The sequence below is a fragment of the Acidovorax temperans genome, from assembly GCF_006716905.1.
Lineage (GTDB): Bacteria > Pseudomonadota > Gammaproteobacteria > Burkholderiales > Burkholderiaceae_C > Acidovorax > Acidovorax temperans.
In genome coordinates this window covers 139639-158389 of the sequence record NZ_VFPV01000001.1, presented here as the reverse complement: position 1 = coordinate 158389, position 18751 = coordinate 139639, and the positions used below count along the sequence as shown (strand labels likewise).

Annotated in this window: 12 protein-coding genes; 4 read left to right on the top strand and 8 right to left on the bottom strand. The window is 63.6% G+C overall.

The window, feature by feature from the left end:
* Positions 1-25 precede the first annotated feature (25 nt).
* On the top strand, positions 26-622 hold the full coding sequence (locus tag BDD18_RS00735) for an OmpW/AlkL family protein (protein WP_066691649.1): 597 nt from the start codon (positions 26-28) through the stop codon (positions 620-622).
* A gap of 275 nt (positions 623-897) precedes the next feature.
* On the opposite strand, the gene BDD18_RS00730 is transcribed toward BDD18_RS00735, so the two are convergent.
* The 4 genes from BDD18_RS00730 to BDD18_RS00715 form a co-directional block, all read right to left on the bottom strand.
* Positions 898-2556, bottom strand: coding sequence for a sensor histidine kinase (locus BDD18_RS00730; protein ID WP_244938953.1), 1659 nt, complete (start codon positions 2554-2556; stop codon positions 898-900).
* 234 nt (positions 2557-2790) lie between these two features.
* Positions 2791-3186: a VOC family protein gene (locus BDD18_RS00725; RefSeq protein ID WP_142080827.1), complete on the bottom strand. Its 396-nt coding sequence runs from the start codon at positions 3184-3186 to the stop codon at positions 2791-2793.
* Positions 3187-3293: 107 nt separating this feature from the next.
* On the bottom strand, positions 3294-3761 hold the full coding sequence (locus tag BDD18_RS00720) for a CopD family protein (RefSeq protein WP_211360631.1): 468 nt from the start codon (positions 3759-3761) through the stop codon (positions 3294-3296).
* A gap of 140 nt (positions 3762-3901) precedes the next feature.
* Positions 3902-5272: a sensor domain-containing protein gene (locus tag BDD18_RS00715; RefSeq protein ID WP_142080823.1), complete on the bottom strand. Its 1371-nt coding sequence runs from the start codon at positions 5270-5272 to the stop codon at positions 3902-3904.
* Between the two features lie 365 nt (positions 5273-5637).
* On the opposite strand from BDD18_RS00715, the gene BDD18_RS00710 reads away from it, so the two are divergent.
* Both BDD18_RS00710 and BDD18_RS00705 read left to right on the top strand, forming a co-directional pair.
* A complete protein-coding gene (locus tag BDD18_RS00710; RefSeq protein ID WP_142080821.1) occupies positions 5638-8784 on the top strand; it encodes a bifunctional diguanylate cyclase/phosphodiesterase in 3147 nt (1048 codons plus the stop codon).
* Positions 8785-9015: 231 nt separating this feature from the next.
* On the top strand, positions 9016-10908 hold the full coding sequence (locus BDD18_RS00705) for a propionate--CoA ligase (protein ID WP_142080819.1): 1893 nt from the start codon (positions 9016-9018) through the stop codon (positions 10906-10908).
* Between the two features lie 48 nt (positions 10909-10956).
* On the opposite strand, the gene BDD18_RS00700 is transcribed toward BDD18_RS00705, so the two are convergent.
* Together BDD18_RS00700 and BDD18_RS00695 are read right to left on the bottom strand one after the other, a co-directional pair.
* Positions 10957-11403: a GNAT family N-acetyltransferase gene (locus tag BDD18_RS00700; RefSeq protein ID WP_142080817.1), complete on the bottom strand. Its 447-nt coding sequence runs from the start codon at positions 11401-11403 to the stop codon at positions 10957-10959.
* Between the two features lie 96 nt (positions 11404-11499).
* Positions 11500-14943, bottom strand: coding sequence for a bifunctional diguanylate cyclase/phosphodiesterase (locus tag BDD18_RS00695; protein ID WP_142080815.1), 3444 nt, complete (start codon positions 14941-14943; stop codon positions 11500-11502).
* Positions 14944-15132: 189 nt separating this feature from the next.
* Between BDD18_RS00695 and BDD18_RS00690 the strand changes: the two genes are divergently transcribed.
* A complete protein-coding gene (locus tag BDD18_RS00690) occupies positions 15133-16461 on the top strand; it encodes an IS4 family transposase (protein WP_082758840.1) in 1329 nt (442 codons plus the stop codon).
* 658 nt (positions 16462-17119) lie between these two features.
* Here the strand turns inward: BDD18_RS00690 and BDD18_RS00685 are convergent.
* Together BDD18_RS00685 and BDD18_RS00680 are read right to left on the bottom strand one after the other, a co-directional pair.
* A complete protein-coding gene (locus BDD18_RS00685) occupies positions 17120-18022 on the bottom strand; it encodes a DMT family transporter (protein WP_142080813.1) in 903 nt (300 codons plus the stop codon).
* A gap of 189 nt (positions 18023-18211) precedes the next feature.
* Positions 18212-18721: a methylated-DNA--[protein]-cysteine S-methyltransferase gene (locus tag BDD18_RS00680; protein ID WP_142080811.1), complete on the bottom strand. Its 510-nt coding sequence runs from the start codon at positions 18719-18721 to the stop codon at positions 18212-18214.
* Positions 18722-18751 lie beyond the last annotated feature (30 nt).

Below are 18751 nucleotides of genomic sequence, written 5' to 3'. Positions count from 1 at the left end.
CCCGTTCAACTGCATTGAGTTCTGTATGAAGAAAAACCTGCTGGCCGTGGCCGTTCTTTGCGCACTGACTTCTGGCGCTGCGTTTGCGCAGCAAGCCGAAGGCCCTTGGCTCGTGCGTGCCCGTGCCGTGAACCTGGATAGCGCCAACAAAGACAGCACCGGTTTGGGTCTGTCGGTGAACGACAAGGTGATTCCTGAAGTCGATGTGTCGTACTTCTTCACCCCCAACGTCGCTGCTGAGCTGGTTTTGACTGTGCCCCAAAAGCACGACCTGAGCTCTAGCGTTCTGGGTGGCAAGATCGGTACGCTCAAGAACCTGCCTCCTTCGCTGCTGGTGCAGTACCACTTCAACGCTGCCGGCTTCAAGCCCTATGTGGGCGCTGGTATCAACTACACCCGCTTCTCCAGCGTGAAGCTGCCTGCCGGTGTGGATATCGACCGCAACAGCTTTGGTGCTGCCCTGCAAGTCGGCGTGGACATCCCTCTGCAAAAGAACCTGTACCTGAACCTGGACGTGAAGAAGGTCTTCATCAAGACCGACGTCAGCCTCGCTGGCGCCAAGATCGGCACCTTCAAGGTGGATCCCGTTCTGGTGGGCGTGGGCCTCGGCTGGCGCTTCTAATGAGCCAAACGCAACAGCGATGTTGCGTGTATTCCTAGGTGGGGAAGAGCCAGCGCATGCGCTGGCTTTTTTTATGGGCCGGAAAAACTGCAAAAAGACGAGGACGGAATGTCGCCGCTCTCATTGCTTCGTAAACGCGCCTTTACGCAGGTCGCTCCGTTAATCTAGGCTTGCTTTCCCAGGATCTGATGCCTTCAAGTGTGTGCCCGCCAGTCCAAAGCTCTGAAGTTTTTCCACATCACGCAGCGGGGAGTGTCTTACTTCTCTCCGTGGGGCTACGGTGTAGTGCAGGGCAAGGTCAGCGTGAATCGGGCACCTTCACCTGGCACCGAAGACACCGACAGTTCTCCCTGCATCAGCTCTGCCAGAGCGCGGGACAGTGCCAGCCCCAGGCCTGTGCCGCCATGTTCATTGCTGACCTGTGCGCTGCCCTGGCGGAATTTCTCAAAAATCAGCTCGTGCAAATGTTCCGGGATTCCGGGGCCGGTGTCGATCACGTGGAAGCGCAGTTGCGCGCCTTGCGGCTCCACCTCCAGCCGAACTTCGCCTTGCTCGGTGAACTTGAGCGCATTGGACAGCAAGTTGTTCAGAATCTGCTTGAGCCGCAGGCCGTCGCAAACGAGCATTTCCGGGGTTTCGTCGGGGACCGAAACGGCCAGTGCCAGCCCTTTCTGTGCCGCTGAGATGGCAAAGAAATCGGCGGTGTTTTGTACAAGTTCGCGAACAGGGTGGGGTGCGAGCACGATGGGCATGGCTCCCGCCTCGACTTTGGCAAGGTCCAGGATCTCGGTCAAAAGCGTATTGAGATGGTCTGCCGCCTGGCGAATGAGCGTGGCAGCTTCGCGGAACGAGGGTTCTTTGAGCCGCAGCTCCATCAGTTCCGCAAAACCGCGAATGCTGGTCAGCGGTGTGCGCAGCTCATGCGATACGGCGGCAATGAATTCGCTTTTGGCCTGGCTGGCGGATTGGGCTTGTGCTTCGCTCACCGCCAATGCGGCGTGCGATTCTTCAAGTCGGCGAACGCCGCGCAGGAAGCCCACGCCACTGGCCACGATGGCAACCCCCAGTAACAGGGCCACCACCAGAGTGACGTTGCGCATGCCGCGCCATTCCTCCAGCGCGGCCTCTGTGGTGTTGGAAACCAGCATGTTGAGCGGGTATCCGGGCACGCGCCGAAACGCGGTGATTCTTTCCATGTTGTCCACTTCGCTCACGCGGGTGTAGGTGCCTTCGGGTTTGTTGACGTCCAGGAGAGGGTGGTCGCTGGCCGGCTTGAGCACCTGGCCCATGCCGGTGGCTTGACCTCCAGAGACACGTGCGCGCAAGGTGTTGTCATCACCCAACAGCGTTACAGCTCCGCCGGGGCCCAAGTCCACATCGCTGAACACCGTTTCGAAGTAATCGGGGTTGACGGAGGCCACCACGACCCCGTGTAAGCGGCCCTTTGGGGAAACGATCGGGCGTGACAGCTGGAGTGTCCATTTACCCGAGACTTTGCCCAGCACGGGTTTGCCGACAAACAGGCCATTGCGCGTGAGCTGTTTGCGCAGGTCGGGGTTGCGCCCTGGCTCGAGGTGGATCTGGATGTGCTCGCGCTCCGAGAGATCCACGGGGCCGGTTTTTTGGCCATCAGGGTCCAGATTGCTGGCCACGAACCGGCCATCTGCTCCGACCAGTGACAACTGGGTCAGGATGTCTGGCACCAGCCCGGTTTCATTGGCCAGCCGTGTGAAGTCTGAGGGATGGAGGCTGCCGTTGGCCACAGCATCGCGCATGCGCTGCGTGGCTAGGTCGATGGGAGCCAGAACCCGCAGCGTTTGCTCTTGCAGCACACGGGCCAGGTTGGCGCTTTGGCGTTCCTGGGCGACCAAGGCATCTTGCCATTTGGTGTAGAGGGCCAGGCCTATCAAGGCGCCCGTTACGATCAGTGCCATGGCGATGAAGCCGATAACCATGGCCTGCAGGCCTTTGGTGCGTGACGGATGTCTGCGGCCCGCCGGTGCATGGCCAGGGCGGTCGGCTTCTTGAGGCCGAGTGGCCGTGGCGGCTGATTCGAAGTGAATTCCCATAGATCAAGAGGATGCCACGTTATCGCCCCTCTGCGCAGAGGGATACAGTGGTTTTTGGCAGCGTGTGGGTTGGTTCAATGGGCAGCGAGGGCCCGCACCCTAACCAGCCAGGATCGGTGTGCAGAGCTCCACCAACGTACCGTCAGGGCACCGGACATACGACACGGTTTGACCCCAGGGCCGGGCCGCCGGAGCTGCCAGCTCGGTGGCACCGTGGCGCAACGCTTGTTCGTGGGCTGCGGGAACATCGGGGGTGACGAACGCGATTTCCATGCCCAGAGGCTTCTCGGACGAGTGCGCTGCCACATGACCACCTGGAAAATTGGCGTGGCCCAGGGCGTGGTCAGCGAAGGCGAGGGTGGTGGCGCCTGTGTCCAGCTCACCATAGGTGCCCGACTCATGCAAAAACCGTGGAGAGAATCCAAAGGCACGCTCGAAAAAGGCGAGGGATGCGGCCACGTCGGGCACGTAGATGATGGTGTAGCCAAATTGCATGGGGAGCCTCACGTGAGGAGATCGCCCCATTCTGCCTGACACGTGCGGGCAGTGAACCGAGCCCCAGCGTGTTCTGCAGAGGCAGCCCACACGCCGCCAGCACGGCACTACAGCAGGGTCACCAATGCCACGATGGCGACGCCGAGCCCCAGATTGGTGGCCACCCAGGTTTTGATCTTCGCCATCCAGCGGCCTGCCTCGGGCCAGTTGCCTGCCTCTTTCGCAAGAACGAGCTGTTTGAAAAGCACCAGCCGGAGGTAGCCAAAAATGCCCGTCATCACCAAGCCAATGGCGACCATCAAGGCCCAGTCCAACGGCAGCGAAAACTGGCCGCCCGATTGAACCACCTGCCGCGCTGTGCGGCCCAGCATCCAGATACCTGATGCCAGCAGGGCGGCGATGGCCACGGTCACTGCCGTAAAGAAGCGCTGCAGCACACCGCACAGCAGTCCGATGCGCACGGGGGGCTCCAGCTGCTGGGCGGCAGGCCGCAGGCAGAAATGGGCAAAGAACATTCCACCCAGCCAGACCATGGAGGCCAGAACGTGGATGAGTTGGAGAAGGGAGTCAAGCATGGTGGTTCCTGGCGATGCCATGGTGAAGGGGCGGCTGGCACGGCGGAATTTAGGCCATGGGCGCTCGAACAAGAACGATGGCCCCAGCGGGCAGCAGGAAATCCACGAGGTACCCAGCCGAGCAGGAGGCAATGCGTGCTTCAGCTCGGCGGCGAGGCGCCATGGCGTTCACCCAGGTTGCCTGGGTGCAAAAACGATTGATTGCCCCCGCTACGCTTGGCTACGTACATCGCCTCGTCGGCCCGGCTGAGCAAGGCGTTTTCATGCATTCCGTGATCGGGGTACAGCGCAATGCCAATGCTGGGCTGAATGCGCAGTGTGGTGCCATGCAGGTCAAAAGGCTGCGAAAACGCCGCCAGCATTTTCTGCGCCATGGGTTGTGGGGATTCGCCCAGGCGAATCCCCTCCAGCAGCACCACGAATTCATCGCCACCGAGCCGTGCCACCGTGTCGCAGCCGCGTACGCAGTCCATCAGGCGTTTGGCAACGCCTTGAAGCAGCAGGTCGCCCATCGAGTGCCCCAGGGTGTCGTTCACTTCCTTGAAGCGGTCCAGGTCAATGAAGAGCAGGGCAAGCTGCGTCTCCTCGCGGTGGGCCCGCGCGACAGCAATCTTGAGCCGGTCATAGAACAGCGCCCGGTTGGGCAGGTCGGTGAGCTGGTCGTACTGTGCCATGCGGTGCAGGCGCTCATGCAGTTGAACGCGTTCGACCACCATCTCAACTTGAGGAGCGACGAACTCAAGCAATGCCTGGGCCGCCTCGACAGGGCTTTCTCGTGTGGACAGGCCCCGCAACGCCAACACGCCAAGGGGGCGGTCGCCTGACGGCAGGGGGACTCCCAGCCAGTAATGGGGAGGGATCTCCGGGCCGCCGGATTCGGGCGCTGGCAGAGGCTGGAGCAGCGACGTGCCTTGTTCCAGAACCTGCTGGTACCAAGCCGTCTCGGATGCCTCGGCATCCAGCGCTTGTGGGGCGGGGGCTGTACCGCGTGCGTCGTACACCCGGTGAAATCCACCCTGTGGGGTGGTCAGCGCCACAGAAAACGCGAGGGTGTTGATGCGGGCAGCAAGGATGTGATGGATGCGCTCCAAAAGCACAGGCAAGCTGGAAGCTGCGTGCGCCGCAGCGGAAATGGCATACATCGTGGCGTGCATCGACTCCGTGCGCTTGCGCCGGGTGATGTCGTGGGCGACTGCCAGGCGCAGTTGGCTGTCGGGGAGCCAGCGTGCCGTCCAGAGGATGTCCACCAACGCACCGTCTTTGCGGATGTAGCGATTTTCAAACTGCAGCTGCAAGCTGCCTTCCATGACGCGGTCCGCCTGTTGCTCGGTGGCCTGGCGGTCTGCGGGGTGGACGAGATCGAACATCTTGAGACCCACAGCCTCTTCAGGGGTGTACCCAAAAATGCGTTCAAACGCAGGGCTCACGTAGACCACCTGGCTGTTGGCATCGACGATACAGACTGCGTCGAGCAAGAGGTCCACAACGTTCTGGGCCGATATTCTTTGCATTGGCGTTTTCCCGTCTTGCTCAGCGGCTGCAAGCCGCCACAGTGGAGTCCATCCGTTGCCTGTCGGGTTATCCAGGAAATGACGCCCCATTTTGCCGGTGGAATACCTTCCGTGAGTGCAACTCACACCTGTTGTGAAAAAAGATACGCCCCATCAATATTTCCAAAAATTATCCAATGCTATGTTTTTGATAGCTGCTGGCGCTTTATAGATGAGCGCTGGAGTCCTATTTTCTTGTATTTTGTGCGCCGCGCCAGCTACCTTGGGATCCCGCAGAATGGGTAGATGCCCGCTTTGACGGGCGAGGGCCTCCAAGCCAGACTTGTCCAATCATCCAGATCAATATTCCCCCTGCAGGGTTCTCCATGGTGTCCCTTTTATCGCACGGCCGTTATCGCCCTTGGTTGGCGGGCTGCGCCGTTGCGGTGATGGGCTTCATCGTCAGCTATTGGGCGGTGCTTCAGCAACGTGAGTCTGTGGGAATCATCGAGCAGACGCGCTTTACCCAAGAGGCCAAGGCGTTCACAGACGCGCTGGGTCAGCGCGTGGCAGCCAACACCGAGATCGTGTTCGGCTTGCATAGCCTTTTCTCGTTGAATCCATCGCTGGGGCGCGCTGACTTTGATCGGGTGGTGACGGAACTGGACGCGGCGCGGCGCTATCCCGGCGTGCGCAATCTGGCCTTCACCAAGCGCGTGGCGCGCGAGGACAAAGCCGCCTACGAAGAGTCGGTTCGCAACGATCCATCCTTGGCACCCGCGCACAGGGCTCCATTTGCGATCCGTCCCGCGGGCGATCGGGACGAATACTTCGTCGTCCACTACATCTGGCCGATGCGCAGCGATGCCGAGATGCTGGGGCTGGACATCAGCGCCCAGCCCGCCAACCTGGCCTCCATGCATTTCAGCCGGGACAGCGGCCGTCCGGTGGCGTCTGCCCCCTTCGACCTGATTCAAGAGCGCGACCATCGTACGGGCTTTGTCATTCGCATTCCGGTGTTCGGCCCGCCACAGCCAGGCAATGCGGCGCAGCGCCCGTTTCTGGGGGCGGTCGCGGTCACGCTCCGGGTGTATGACATGGTTCGCACTTTGCAGTCGCAGGGCTACCTGCGGGGGCTGTCGGTGGCGATGGAAGATGCGGGTTCTGTGCATGTGTCGGCGCAAGAGGGTACCAGCCGCTCGTTGCTGGCGCCCACCGCCGATGCGCTTGCGGGTGCTCGGCCTTTGACCAGAGAACTGGAAGTGCACAGCCGCCTGTGGCGACTGACTTTTCTGCCCACGCAGTCCCTGCTGTCGCCTTCAGAACAGCGGCTTCCCTGGGTGGCGGGCGCGGCAGGGGGCATCGTTTCTGTGCTGCTCGGGTTGCTGACCGCCATGCTGGTGCGCCAGCGCACCATCGCCTTGGTCCAGGCCAAAGCCTCGGACAACGCCCGTCGCCAAAGCGAGGAGCGTTTTAGCGCCTTGTTCAACCAGGCCGCCGTGGGGGTGGCCCAAGTCGATTCCCACACAGGGATCATCCAGCGCATCAACCAGCGGTACTGCGACATCATCGGGTACACCCCCGATGAGCTTCAGGGCCGCAGCTTGCGCGAAATCAGCCACCCTGACGACCAGCCGGCAGGGTTCGCGCAAATGGAGCGCCTCAAGGCTGGGGACATCGCAGAGTTTCGTATTGAGAAGCGCTATTTCCACAAAGACGGGCGCGAAGTGTGGGTGGACCTGACGGTGACACCCATGTGGTCGCAGGGCAGTAACCCGGACTATCACATCGCCATGGTGCAAGACATCACCTCGCGCAAGCAAATGGAAGAAACGCTGCGTGGCAACGAGCAGCGCCTGCTGAACATTTTGCGGCGCTTGCCGGTGGGCCTGTGCCTGGTGCAGCGCGATGGGCGCATGAGTTTTCGCAACGAGCGATTTGTGGAGATCTGCGGTTACACCGAGGAAGACATCTCCACGGCAGAACAATGGTGGCTGAAGGCCTACCCTGACGTCGAGCTGCGCGCACGCCACCGTGCAGCCTGGAGCAGTGCGTTGACGCAGGCGCACAAGTCGGGTGGTGCCATCCAGGCAGCGGAATATTCCATCCAATGCCGGGATGGACAGCAGCGCACGGTCGAGATTGCAGGCGTGCTGGTGGGGAACGACCACCTGCTGACCATGGTGGACCTGAGCCAGCGCAAAGCCGCTGAAGAAGAGATTCGTTACCTCGCCTTCTACGACCCGCTCACGCGCCTGCCCAACCGGCGCCTGCTGATGGATCGCCTGCAACAGGCCCTGGCCACCAGTGCCCGGCATCAGCGCAGTGGTGCCTTGCTGCTGCTGGATCTGGACAACTTCAAGACCCTGAACGAAACCCAGGGCCACGACCGGGGAGACACGCTGCTGCTGCAGGTATCGCACCGCCTGCGCGCCTGCGTGCACGAAGACGACACCGTGGCCCGGCAGGGCGGGGACGAGTTTGTGGTGGTGCTGGAAGACCTGGGCGATACCCGCGAGGAAGCTGCCGCGCGCGCAGAAGAAGCCGCGCAGAAAATTCTGCTGGCACTGCGTGAGCCCTACACGCTGGGTGGCGAAACGCACCACAGCTCGCTCAGCATGGGCATCACCATCTTCAGTGGTATGCGTGAGACGGTGGATGAGTTGCTCAAACGGGCGGATTTGGCCATGTACCAGGCCAAGTCCGCTGGCCGGGATACCCTGCGCTTTTACGATCCCCAGATGCAGGCCGCCGTCAGTGAACGGGCGGCGCTGGAGCTGGACATGCGCGCAGGCCTGGCGCAAGGGCAGTTTGAGCTGTACTACCAGCCCCAGGTAGACAACGGCCGCATTACCGGCGCCGAGGCCCTTTTGCGCTGGCGGCATCCGCGCTATGGCTTTGTGTCACCCGCCCAGTTCATCCCGCTGGCGGAGGAGTCGGGCTTGATCCTGCCCATCGGTGAATGGGCGCTGCAAGCCGCCTGCGAGCGGCTGGCGCTGTGGGCGCAGCAGCCGGCTCTGGCAGGGCTGACCCTGGCGGTGAACGTCAGCCCCCGCCAGTTTCACCAGAGCTGTTTTGTGCCGCAGGTGCTGGCGGCCTTGGCCCGAACGGGGGCAGAAGGCCGCCATCTCAAGCTGGAGATGACGGAAGGTTTGCTGCTGGCCGACGTGGAAGACACCATTGCCAAGATGTCCACGCTGCGCAGCTACGGGGTGGGCTTCTCGCTGGATGATTTCGGCACCGGCTATTCCTCGCTGGCTTACCTGAAGCGGTTGCCGCTGACCCAGCTCAAGATCGACCAGAGCTTTGTACGCGACGTGCTGACGGATCCCAATGACGCCGCGATTGCCCGCACGGTGGTGGCACTGGCCAACAGCCTGGGGCTGGATGTGATTGCCGAGGGCGTCGAGACTGAGGAGCAGCGTGCCTTCCTGGCCCGCAACCATTGCCACAGCTGGCAGGGCTACCTGCTGAGCAAGCCCATTCCCGCTGCAGATTTCGAACAACTGGTGCGCGACTACAACCAGGGCTGATGCCACGGGTAATGGCCGTTCGAGCAAGCGCTTGTGCAAGCGGTATGGCGTGTAGCGCCGTGGTGACGAATGAAGGTAGGGCTTGCGTCAGTTTGCCGCAAGTACGTTATGAATAATTATGAATTCAAAACTTGGGGCCAATAGTGCATGCGCCTTTTCCGGTGTCGGCCGTCTGCTGCGGCGTGCGCCTTGTGCCTTGGGCCCGGATCGTGAGATGAAGGAGACAAACCAATGACCCGCTACGCTGACTTTTACCGCCACTCCATCGACAACCGCGATGCCTTCTGGGGCGAGCAGGCGGCGCTCATTGAATGGAACACCCCGCCCCAGCAGATCTGCGACTACAGCAACCCGCCGTTTGCCAAGTGGTTTGTGGGCGGCACCACCAACCTGTGCCACAACGCGGTAGACCGGCACTTGAAAACCCGGGCCGATCAGCCAGCACTGGTTGCCATCTCCACCGAAACAGACACCGAACGCAGCTACAGCTTTGCAGAACTGCACGCAGAAGTGCAGCGCATGGCCGCCACCTTGCAGGGCCTGGGCGTGAAGAAGGGCGACCGGGTTTTGATCTACATGCCCATGATTGCCGAGGCCGCCTTTGCGATGCTGGCGTGCGTGCGCATCGGGGCCTTGCATTCGGTGGTGTTTGGCGGCTTCGCCTCGGGCTCGCTGGCGTCCCGCATTGAAGACGCAGAGCCCGTGGCCGTGGTCAGTGCCGATGCCGGTTCGCGCGGCGGCAAGGTGGTGCCGTACAAGCCCCTGCTGGACGAAGCCATTGCCCTGTCGGCCCACAAGCCGGCCGCTGTGTTGATGGTCAACCGGGGGCTCGCCCCCATGGACTGGCAAGCCGGGCGCGACCACGACTGGGCCAGCCTGCGCGAACAACATTTGAACGCCAGCGTGCCTTGCGAATGGGTGGAGTCCACGCACCCCAGCTACACGCTGTACACCAGCGGCACCACCGGCAAGCCCAAGGGTGTGCAGCGCGACACCGGCGGCTACACCGTGGCGCTGGCTGCCAGCATGAAGCATATTTTTGATGCGCAGGCCGGCCAGACCTACTTCGCCACCAGCGACATCGGCTGGGTGGTGGGGCACAGCTACATCATCTACGGCCCGCTCATCGCAGGCATGACCACCATCATGTACGAAGGCCTGCCCACTCGCCCCGATGCTGGTGTGTGGTGGAGCATTGTGGAAAAGTACAAGGTCACCCACATGTTCTCGGCCCCCACGGCGGTGCGTGTGCTCAAGAAGCAAGACCCCAGCTGGCTCAAGAAATATGACGTTTCCAGCCTCAAGGCCCTGTGGCTGGCGGGAGAGCCCTTGGACGAGCCCACAGCGCAATGGATCAGCGACGCGCTGGCTGTGCCCATCATCGACAACTACTGGCAGACCGAAACTGGCTGGCCTATTTTGACCCTGGCCAACGGTGTGGAGCAGCAAACCACGCGCTTTGGCAGCCCCGGCAAGGCCATGTATGGCTATGCGGTGAAGATCGTGGACGAGTCCACCGGCGAAGAGCTGACCGGCCCCAACCAGAAGGGCGTGGTGGGCATTGAAGGCCCGCTGCCGCCCGGCTGCATGCAGACCGTGTGGCGCGATGACGCACGCTTCGTCAACACCTACTGGAAGAGCATCCCCGGTCGCTTGCTGTACAGCACGTTTGACTGGGGGATTCGTGACGCTGACGGCTACCACTTCATCCTGGGCCGCACGGACGATGTGATCAACGTCGCTGGCCACCGCCTGGGCACCCGCGAAATCGAAGAGAGCATTGCATCCCACCCCAACATTGCCGAGGTGGCAGTGGTGGGCGTGGCAGACCAGCTCAAGGGCCAGGTGGCCATGGCCTTTGCCGTGGCCAAGGATGCCTCGGGGCTCGACTCGGACGCGGCCCGCCTGAAGCTCGAAGGTGAGGTCATGAAGCAGGTGGACCACCAGCTGGGCGCCGTGGCACGGCCATCACGCGTGTATTTTGTGAACGTGCTGCCCAAGACCCGCAGCGGCAAGCTGCTGCGCCGTGCGCTGCACGCCGTGGCCGAGCGCCGCGACCCGGGGGATCTGACCACGATGGACGACCCCGCTGCCCTGCAACAGGTGAAGGATCTGGTAGGTTGAATCGGCGACCTGGCACGGCGCCCAGAGCGCTGTGATCAATCGGCCCATTCACTGCGGTGGCCGGGCGACAAAGGTTTGTTTGCCGTGCCGTTCAAACCCTGACTGCTCGTAAAAGCGCAGGGTGCTTTCATCTTTCCGACCAGTCATCAACATGACTTTGTAGCATCGCGCCTGCCAAGCATGGGCAAGGGCGTGCTGCAGCAGCGCACGCCCCCAGCCCTGGCCTCTGTAGGCTGATTGCGTCACCACGTTTTCAATGACGCCGAAAGGGCGGCATGCGCGCGTCAGATTCGGGATGATGGTGAGCATGCAAGACGAGATCAAGTGGCCCCCATCCCATCCGCCAAAGTATTGAATGCGCGGGTTGGCCAGCGCGTCTGCCCACACGGCTTGAACCTCAGGGGCAGAAGGGAGCGGGTCGTCGTGTTCGTGCAGGTGGGTGTAGAGCCCGAGCAGAGGAGCTAGGTCGTCGGCGCGCAGTTCGCGGATGTTCAAAACCAGTCTCCCGGCGTTGCTATCTGTTTGTTTGCTATTAAATTAATAGCTGCTACCGCTTATGGATTGAGCGTTAGGTCGCTATTTGGGCTGGATTTAAACCAACCGGTTCCGATGCCATCCCGCAGGTGGCTGCCAGGTGCGCGTCCATCCCACAAAGTCTTCAAGCGGCATGGGTTTGCCGATGCAGTAGCCCTGGGCCTGGGGGCAGCCCAGTTGCAGCAGCATCTGGCCCTGCTCGATGGTCTCCACCCCTTCTGCAATGACGCGGTAGCCAAACGAGCGGGCCAGGCCAATCACGCCCTGGACGATGGCCAAGTCTCCGGGGTCGTTCATCATGCCGTGCACAAAGCTCTGGTCGATCTTGAGCGTGTCCATGGGCAAGCGCCGCAGGTACGTCAATGACGAGTAGCCGGTGCCAAAGTCGTCCAGCGACACCGCCACCCCCAGGGCTCGCAGGGATTCGAGCGTGCCGGTCACGGCGTGCAGGTCATACAGGGCCGCGCTTTCGGTGATTTCAATCTCCACCATGTGCCCCGGCACACCTGGGTGGCGCTGCAGACACTGCGCCACCCAGGTGGCAAAGTCGTTTTGCTGCAACTGCTGGGCGCCCACGTTGATGCTCATGGGCAGCTCAATGCCCAGCGCTTGCAGCTTTTCAAGCTTGTGCAGGGCGGCTTCGATGACCCACTGGCCGAAAACGATTTCCAGTTCGGTGCCCTCGATGAGCGGCAAGAACTCGCCGGGGGCCAGCACGCCGCGCTCGGGGTGCCGCCAACGTACCAGCGCCTCGGCACCCACCACGGTGCCCATGCGCATGTCCACCTTGGGCTGCAGGTACAAGGTGAACTGCTCTTCGTCCAGTGCGTTGCGCATGCGCTGGGCCTGCTCGCGCAGCAGCTGCACCGCCCGGTCCTGCACGGCATCGAACAGGTGAAAGCGGTTGCGCCCCGCCTGTTTGGCAGCGTACATGGCCTGGTCGGCATGGCGCAGCAGGGTGTCGGCATCGGCGTCGTCCGACGGGAACAGGGTGTAGCCAATGCTGGCGGTGACCACCACGCGTTCGGAATCCAGCGGGTAGGGGGCGGCCACGCTTTCCATCACGCGGTGCAAACGGGTTTCGCAGTCGGCGCATGATTCCAGTCCGGGGAGCAGGAGTACGAATTCATCACCCCCCAGGCGTGCCACGCAATCGTCCGTGCGCAGCGCAAGCGACAGACGCCCGGCCACGGCCATGAGCAGGCGGTCGCCCGCACCGTGGCCAAAGCGGTCGTTGACGGGTTTGAAACCATCCAGATCCAGGTAGGCGACCCCCAGCAGCGTTCCATGCTGGCGGGCGCGCACCATGGCCTCTTGCAGCCTGCGCGCCAGCAATACGCGGTTGGGCAGGCCGGTCAGTGCGTCGAAGTGGGCCAGCTTTTGCAGCAGCACCTCCTGCTCGCGCTGCGGCGTCACGTCGATGGCCACCCCCAGCATGCGTTGTGGGGTGCCCCGCGCATCAAAGCTCACGATCTTGCCCAGATTGCGCACCCAGCGGGGCTTGTCGCTGCCCGTGCCTTCCAGGCGCCAGGTGGCATCGAACGGTGTGGCCGGGTGGGCAGCGTGGCGCGCGATTTCAGCTGTGATGCGGTCCACATCGTCTGCCGAAACGGTCTGCGTCCAGCCCAGGGGCTCTGTGCTGGCAGCGGGGCCGCTGTTGCCCAGCAGGGCACGCCAGCGCCTGTCGCCGGTCACGGTGCCGGCTTGCAAGTCCCAGTCCCACAGGCCCAGCGATGCGGCCGAGATGGTGAGTGAGAGCAGTTCCTCGCGCTCGCGGATTTTCTCTTCGGTGCGCTTGCGGTCGGTGATGTCCTGGACTGAGAACATCCAGCACGGCTCGCCGTCAAAGTCCGTCATGCGCATCGACTGCAACACCGTGCGTGGGGGGGCATTTCGGGGATGAATGGTGACTTCGTAGCCGTTGAGCTGGCTGGTGAGTGCGGCCGCCTGGATGAGGTTCTCGCGATCGGCCGGGGTAAACACGCCCAATTCAACCGAGGTGCGCCCCAGGGCCTCGCTGCGGGGAATGCCGAGCAACTTTTCCCAGGCGGGGTTGACTTCCACGTACTGCCCATCGCTGCAGCGCGACAGCCCCATGGGGAAGGGCATGAGCTGGAAGATGCGGGAGAAGCGCTCTTCCGACTGGCTCAAGCGCAGGCGCGCGCGTCGGGCTTCGTCAATGTCCTGCGTCACGCCCCGCAGCCGGACGACCTTGCCATGCTCCAGCACCGCCTCGCAGCGGGCCCTGATCCAGAGCCTGCGGCCATCGGCGCGCAGGATTTCCAAGTCCATGCTCTGCTCCTGACGATGGTCGATGCAGTCGTGGAGCTTCTGGCGCAACTCGGCCTGGTATTCGGGGGCCACGTACTGCGCGATGTAGTTTTCTGGCAGTGGGGTTTCCGCGGGCAGACCGTGGATCTCGAAGCACATGTCTGACCAGTACAGCAGCCCCTTGGTCAGGTCGTGCTCCCAGGCGCCCAGCCTTGCCAGGCGGCCCGCTTGCTGCAGCAGGCCGTTGTGGGTCTTGAGTTCTTCGCTGATGCGCTCGGCCTCCGTCATGTCGTGGAAGACGAACACAAAGCCTTCTTGCCCGTTGATGTGCACGGGCCGTGCCGAGGTGAGCCCCGACACGGTGCTCCCATCCTGGCGCCGCGCACGCATGGGCAACTGGTGCGCCTGCCCGTTGCGCAGCACCGCGTGCAGCAGCCGGGTGTGTTCGTGCGGGGTGGCCCACAGGTTCAGCTCTTGCGAAGTGCGGCCCAGCACCTGATGGCGCGGCAGGCCCAGCAGGGCGCACAAGGCGGGGTTGGCTTCCAGCAGCCGTCCGTCGTTCATGCTGGCAATGCCAGCAGGGTCGGGCAGGGTGAGGTAGATGGTGCTTGACTTGGCCTCGGAAGCGCGCAGCGCGTCCTCCACTTCGTGGTGGGCGGTAATGTCCACATCCATGCCGGCCAGCCGCACGGGGCGGCCTTGGGCGTCGCGCTCGGCCACCGTGCCGCGCGACATGATCCAGCGCCACTGCCCGGCGTTGTTTTTGACACGAAACTCGGCTTCGTACGAGTCTTCCAGCCCCATGCGCGCGCGGGCGAGGTGGCTGGCCGTGCGTTCAGCATCTGCCGGGTGTCGCCGGGCAAACCAGCGCTCCCACAAGTCAGGGGCACTGGTGTCGTCGATGCCAAATGTGTTGTAGAAATGCCCCTCGCAGCGATACTCCTCGCGCTGCACCTGCCATTCCCAGCGCCCGCCGTTGAGCGGATCGAGGGCGAGGCGCAATTGCTCCTCCCGCTGAGCCAGGGCTTCGTGGGCCTCACGCAGGGCCTGCATGGCGTGCACGCGCCCTGCCAGCAGCTGCCGGCCCGTGCCCAGCAGCAAAATACCCGCCCCGTGGTACCAGGGCAGCCGCACCAACGCATCTTGCAGGGACGAGGGCGCAGGGGCGGCGCCACTGACCACCAGGCAGGCGTAAGTGACGGGGGGCAGCAGGGCTGCCAGCACCAGCATGCTGATCCACAGGCGCGCGGGGCGGTCGTCTCGCTGCGCATGCCAACGTGTAGCAGCGCCCGCTAAGAACCATCCCTTTCAAGGTGTTGTCCCTGCTCCCGCAGCAGTAACCTTCGCCCCACAGAGGGAGAACTGCGGATGTGGAAAGAAGTCTTGGAGAGGTTTGAGAGCCATGCGCCGGTGAGCGTGATGACCCGGGTGGCGTTGGAGCATGCCTTGCCGGCGTGCTGGGTGGATGAAGTGTTCCAGACCAGCCGCCAACGCCAATATCCACGCGAGTTGCTGTTCTCCAGCGTGGTGGAGCTGATGATGCTGGTGAGCCTGGGGCTGCGCCCCTCGCTGCACGCGGCGGCCAAGAAGATGGCGCAGTTGCCCGTCACGCTGGCGGCGCTGTACGACAAGGTCAAGCGCACAGAGCCCCAGGTGCTGCGGGCACTGGTGCAAGGCAGCGCGGCGCGCCTGCAGCCGGTGGTTGCTGCGGTAGGCAGCCAGCCCAGCCTACAGGGCTGGCAACTGCGCATTCTCGATGGCAACCATTTGCCAGCCAGTGACAAACGCCTGGCGCCACTGCGCTCGCACCGGGGAGCGGCCATGCCGGGCCACACGCTGGTGGTCTACGACCCCGACAGCGCCCTGGTCACGGACATCCTGGCCTGCGAGGACGCGCACGAGAGCGAGCGCGTAGGCGCGGCCACCTTGCTGCAGCAGGCCCAGCAGGGCCAGGTGTGGATTGCCGACCGCCACTTCTGCACCCGCACCCTGCTGCAGGGCTGGCAACAGCGCCAAGCGGGCTTTATCGTGCGTGAGCACGCCAGGCACCCGAAGTTGGACAATACCGGCCCCTGGAGCGAAGCCGTGCCAACAGAGACAGGGCAGGTGCGTGAGCAAGCCATTGAGCTGGCGGCCACCCAGGAGACGGTGCTCGCCCCGCCGTCCTGGCGCCGCATCGAGATCCAGTTGCAGGCGCCCACCGAAGCGGGTGACCAAAGCATTGCCTTGTGGAGCAACCTGCCGGCGAGCATCGACGCGGCCACCATTGCGCAGTTGTACCGCAAGCGCTGGCGCATCGAGGGCTTGTTCGGACGGCTCGAATCGGTGCTGCACAGCGAGATCCGGACCTTGGGCCACCCGCGTGCGGCGCTGTTGGGGTTTGCTGCAGCAGTGCTGGCGTTCAACGTGTTGGCGCTACTCAAGCGCTGCGTGGAGCAGGCGCACTGCGAGCGAGCGCCTGGTCTGGATGTCTCGACCTATCACCTGGGCGTGCATGTGGCCAGCGACTACCAGGGCATGCTCATCGCGCTGCCATCTGAGGTGTGGCAATCGTGGTGCGAGGCGTCAGGCGGGGAGGTTGCGCAGCATCTGCTGCGCTTGGCAAGGACGGTCAACCCGCGCAGTGTTGCCACGGCCAAGCGCGGCCCCAAGAAGGAAAAGCCTGGGGGATACGTGGCTGGCGCTGTGGCTCGCAAGCAGCTGTCCACCGCTCGTGTCCTCAAACAGGCTGCGGGGACAAGACCTTGAAAGGGATGCCGCTAAGAACGCGCCCGCCAGCACGCTGATCGCTGCGCCCCAGGGCGGCTGGGGGAGGGCGAGCTGGGCCGCGAGCGCAATGGCGGCAGAAACCAGGGCCGCCAAGGGCCCGAAGTACAGCCCCAAAAAGGCCGTGGCCGTGGGGTGCACCACCACCGCCATACCGTCTGGCCCAGAGCGCAAGCTCAGCAACACCAGCGCAGACACCCCACCACCGACCAGACCCGCAATCAGCTGGCTGCGCCGGCTGGGGCGCAGCAACTCAACTGGCTCCAGCCAAGCCAGGGTGATGACAACAAGAACGAGCAGGCCACCAGCCAGCAGCAAAAAAGAAATCATGAAACCGGTGGGCGTAGGCGGGCGTTGAAACCATCCTCTGCCCATGATTCGGGTTTCTGACCACAGATGCCCGCAGGGAAAAACGCAGGCGGCAAGAGGGCCTGTTCAAAAGCGTGGAGGGAATGCACAAGAGCCAGAGCGGGAAGGGAGCAGAGGCGCATTGGACAGCCCATGGCCTGAACTATTGGATGGCGCTGCCGCGCAAAAGAATGCCTTGCAAGGCGCTGGGCCGCATGGCGGCGGCGACACGGGGCGCCTGGGCGCTTCTCCAACAAGGCTTCAAACAGGTTCTGGGCACCATCCCCCGAGTTTAGGCGCTCTCCACCCGTTTGGGCCGGGGCCACAGCCTTGTGACAAGCCCGGTTGACAAGAGCGTTCCGCCCACGATGACCACCGCGCAGCCCAGCATCCACGGGGTCACGGCTTCGTTCAGGAACAGGCTGCCATAGAGCACGGCAAATAGCGGTGTGATGAAGGTGACGGCCAGGGCGCGGCTGGGGCCAGCGCGCTCGATCAGGCGGAAGTACAGGATGTAGGCCAGGGCGGTGCACAGCAGGGCAATGGCCCCGATGGCGGCCCAGGCCCGCAGCCCTGGCGTGTGTGCTGGCCAGAACCACACGGTGGGCAGTGCCAGCGCCAGCGCTGCGCCCAACTGGCTGCCGGTGGCGGTGGCAATCGGCGGGATACCCATGAGCCTGCGCCGCGCATAGCTGGCCGCAATGCCGTAGCAGCACGAGGCCGCCAGGCACGCCGCAATGGCCCAGCCCGCCTGGTCCGACTTGACCCCCACGCCCGCGGGTGCCCGCCATGCCAAAAGCGCCACGCCCACAAAACCCAGCGCCAGGCCCAGCCAGCGCAAGCGGTTGATGCGGTCGCCCAGCCACAGCCAGGCCACCAGCGCGCCAAACAGTGGCACCGTGGCGTTCAGGATCGACGTGAGCCCGGTGGCGATGTGCATGACCGCCCAGGAAAACAAGGCAAACGGAATGGCCGAATTGACCACCCCTGCCAGCAAGATGGGGCGCCAGTGCTGGCGCAGCGCGGGCCACTGCCCCTGGCGCAGCAACACGGGCCACAGCAGCGCCGTGGCCAGCGCCACCCGCAGGCCTGCGGTGGCGATGGGGCCAAATTCTGCGGCCCCCATGCGCATGAACAGAAAGGAAGCGCCCCACAAAGAGGCCAGAAAAACGAATTCGCCCAACCATGAAGACATGGGCGCCTGGGATGTCACTGTCACGCGGGGTGCTTTCTGTGCGGTGGAAGGCCAGCGGGTTGGCTGAGCCCGTTTTGGAATGGGCCCAGGCACATGCCGCTTTCGCCCTCAGCGGGGCGAGCCCTGCATTGTCGTGGTTTGCAGGGCGTCTTGTGGGGCTCAAAAGGCGGTTGTCGGTGCGAGTGGCTTTCAAGCCATACCTTGTTCCAGCGCCAGCAGGGCTGCCTTGCGCGGCAGGCCACCGGCGTAGCCCGTTAGGCTGCCGTCGCTGCCCAGCACCCGGTGGCAGGGCACCACCACGCTGATGGGGTTGCGCCCCACGGCTGCAGCCACGGCACGCACGGCGCTGGGGCGGCCCAGGGACTGGCTCAGCGCCGCATACGTGGTGGTGTGCCCGCACGGCAACGCCAGCAGAGCCTGCCACACGGCTTGCTGAAAGGCGGTGCCGGCCGACAGGTCCAGCGGCAAATCAAACCCCCTGCGTTGGCCTTGCAGGTACTGCTGCAGTTGGGCAGCGGCTTGCTGCAAGGTGGGGTGCTGCGGCGCGGGTGCCCAGGCAGGCTGGCCGAGCAGGGCGGGCGGAAAGTGCTTTTGCCCGGCAAACCACAAGCCCGCCAGACCCCGCGCCGTGGCGGCCAGCCAGACGGGGCCCTGGGAGGTGGTGATGCGGGTCTGGACGGTGTCAGGTGCGTATTTCATAAAATATGAGTCAAAAAGGCATTGAGGCCA

Coding starts and splice junctions, on each gene's coding strand:
- BDD18_RS00735 (WP_066691649.1), top strand. CDS start 26: ATGAAGAAAAACCTGCTGGCCGTGGCCGTTCTTTGCGCACTGACTTCT.
- BDD18_RS00730 (WP_244938953.1), bottom strand. CDS start 2,556: ATGGCACTGATCGTAACGGGCGCCTTGATAGGCCTGGCCCTCTACACC.
- BDD18_RS00725 (WP_142080827.1), bottom strand. CDS start 3,186: ATGCAATTTGGCTACACCATCATCTACGTGCCCGACGTGGCCGCATCC.
- BDD18_RS00720 (WP_211360631.1), bottom strand. CDS start 3,761: ATGCTTGACTCCCTTCTCCAACTCATCCACGTTCTGGCCTCCATGGTC.
- BDD18_RS00715 (WP_142080823.1), bottom strand. CDS start 5,272: ATGCAAAGAATATCGGCCCAGAACGTTGTGGACCTCTTGCTCGACGCA.
- BDD18_RS00710 (WP_142080821.1), top strand. CDS start 5,638: ATGGTGTCCCTTTTATCGCACGGCCGTTATCGCCCTTGGTTGGCGGGC.
- BDD18_RS00705 (WP_142080819.1), top strand. CDS start 9,016: ATGACCCGCTACGCTGACTTTTACCGCCACTCCATCGACAACCGCGAT.
- BDD18_RS00695 (WP_142080815.1), bottom strand. CDS start 14,943: ATGCTGGTGCTGGCAGCCCTGCTGCCCCCCGTCACTTACGCCTGCCTG.
- BDD18_RS00690 (WP_082758840.1), top strand. CDS start 15,133: ATGACCCGGGTGGCGTTGGAGCATGCCTTGCCGGCGTGCTGGGTGGAT.
- BDD18_RS00685 (WP_142080813.1), bottom strand. CDS start 18,022: ATGTCTTCATGGTTGGGCGAATTCGTTTTTCTGGCCTCTTTGTGGGGC.
- BDD18_RS00680 (WP_142080811.1), bottom strand. CDS start 18,721: ATGAAATACGCACCTGACACCGTCCAGACCCGCATCACCACCTCCCAG.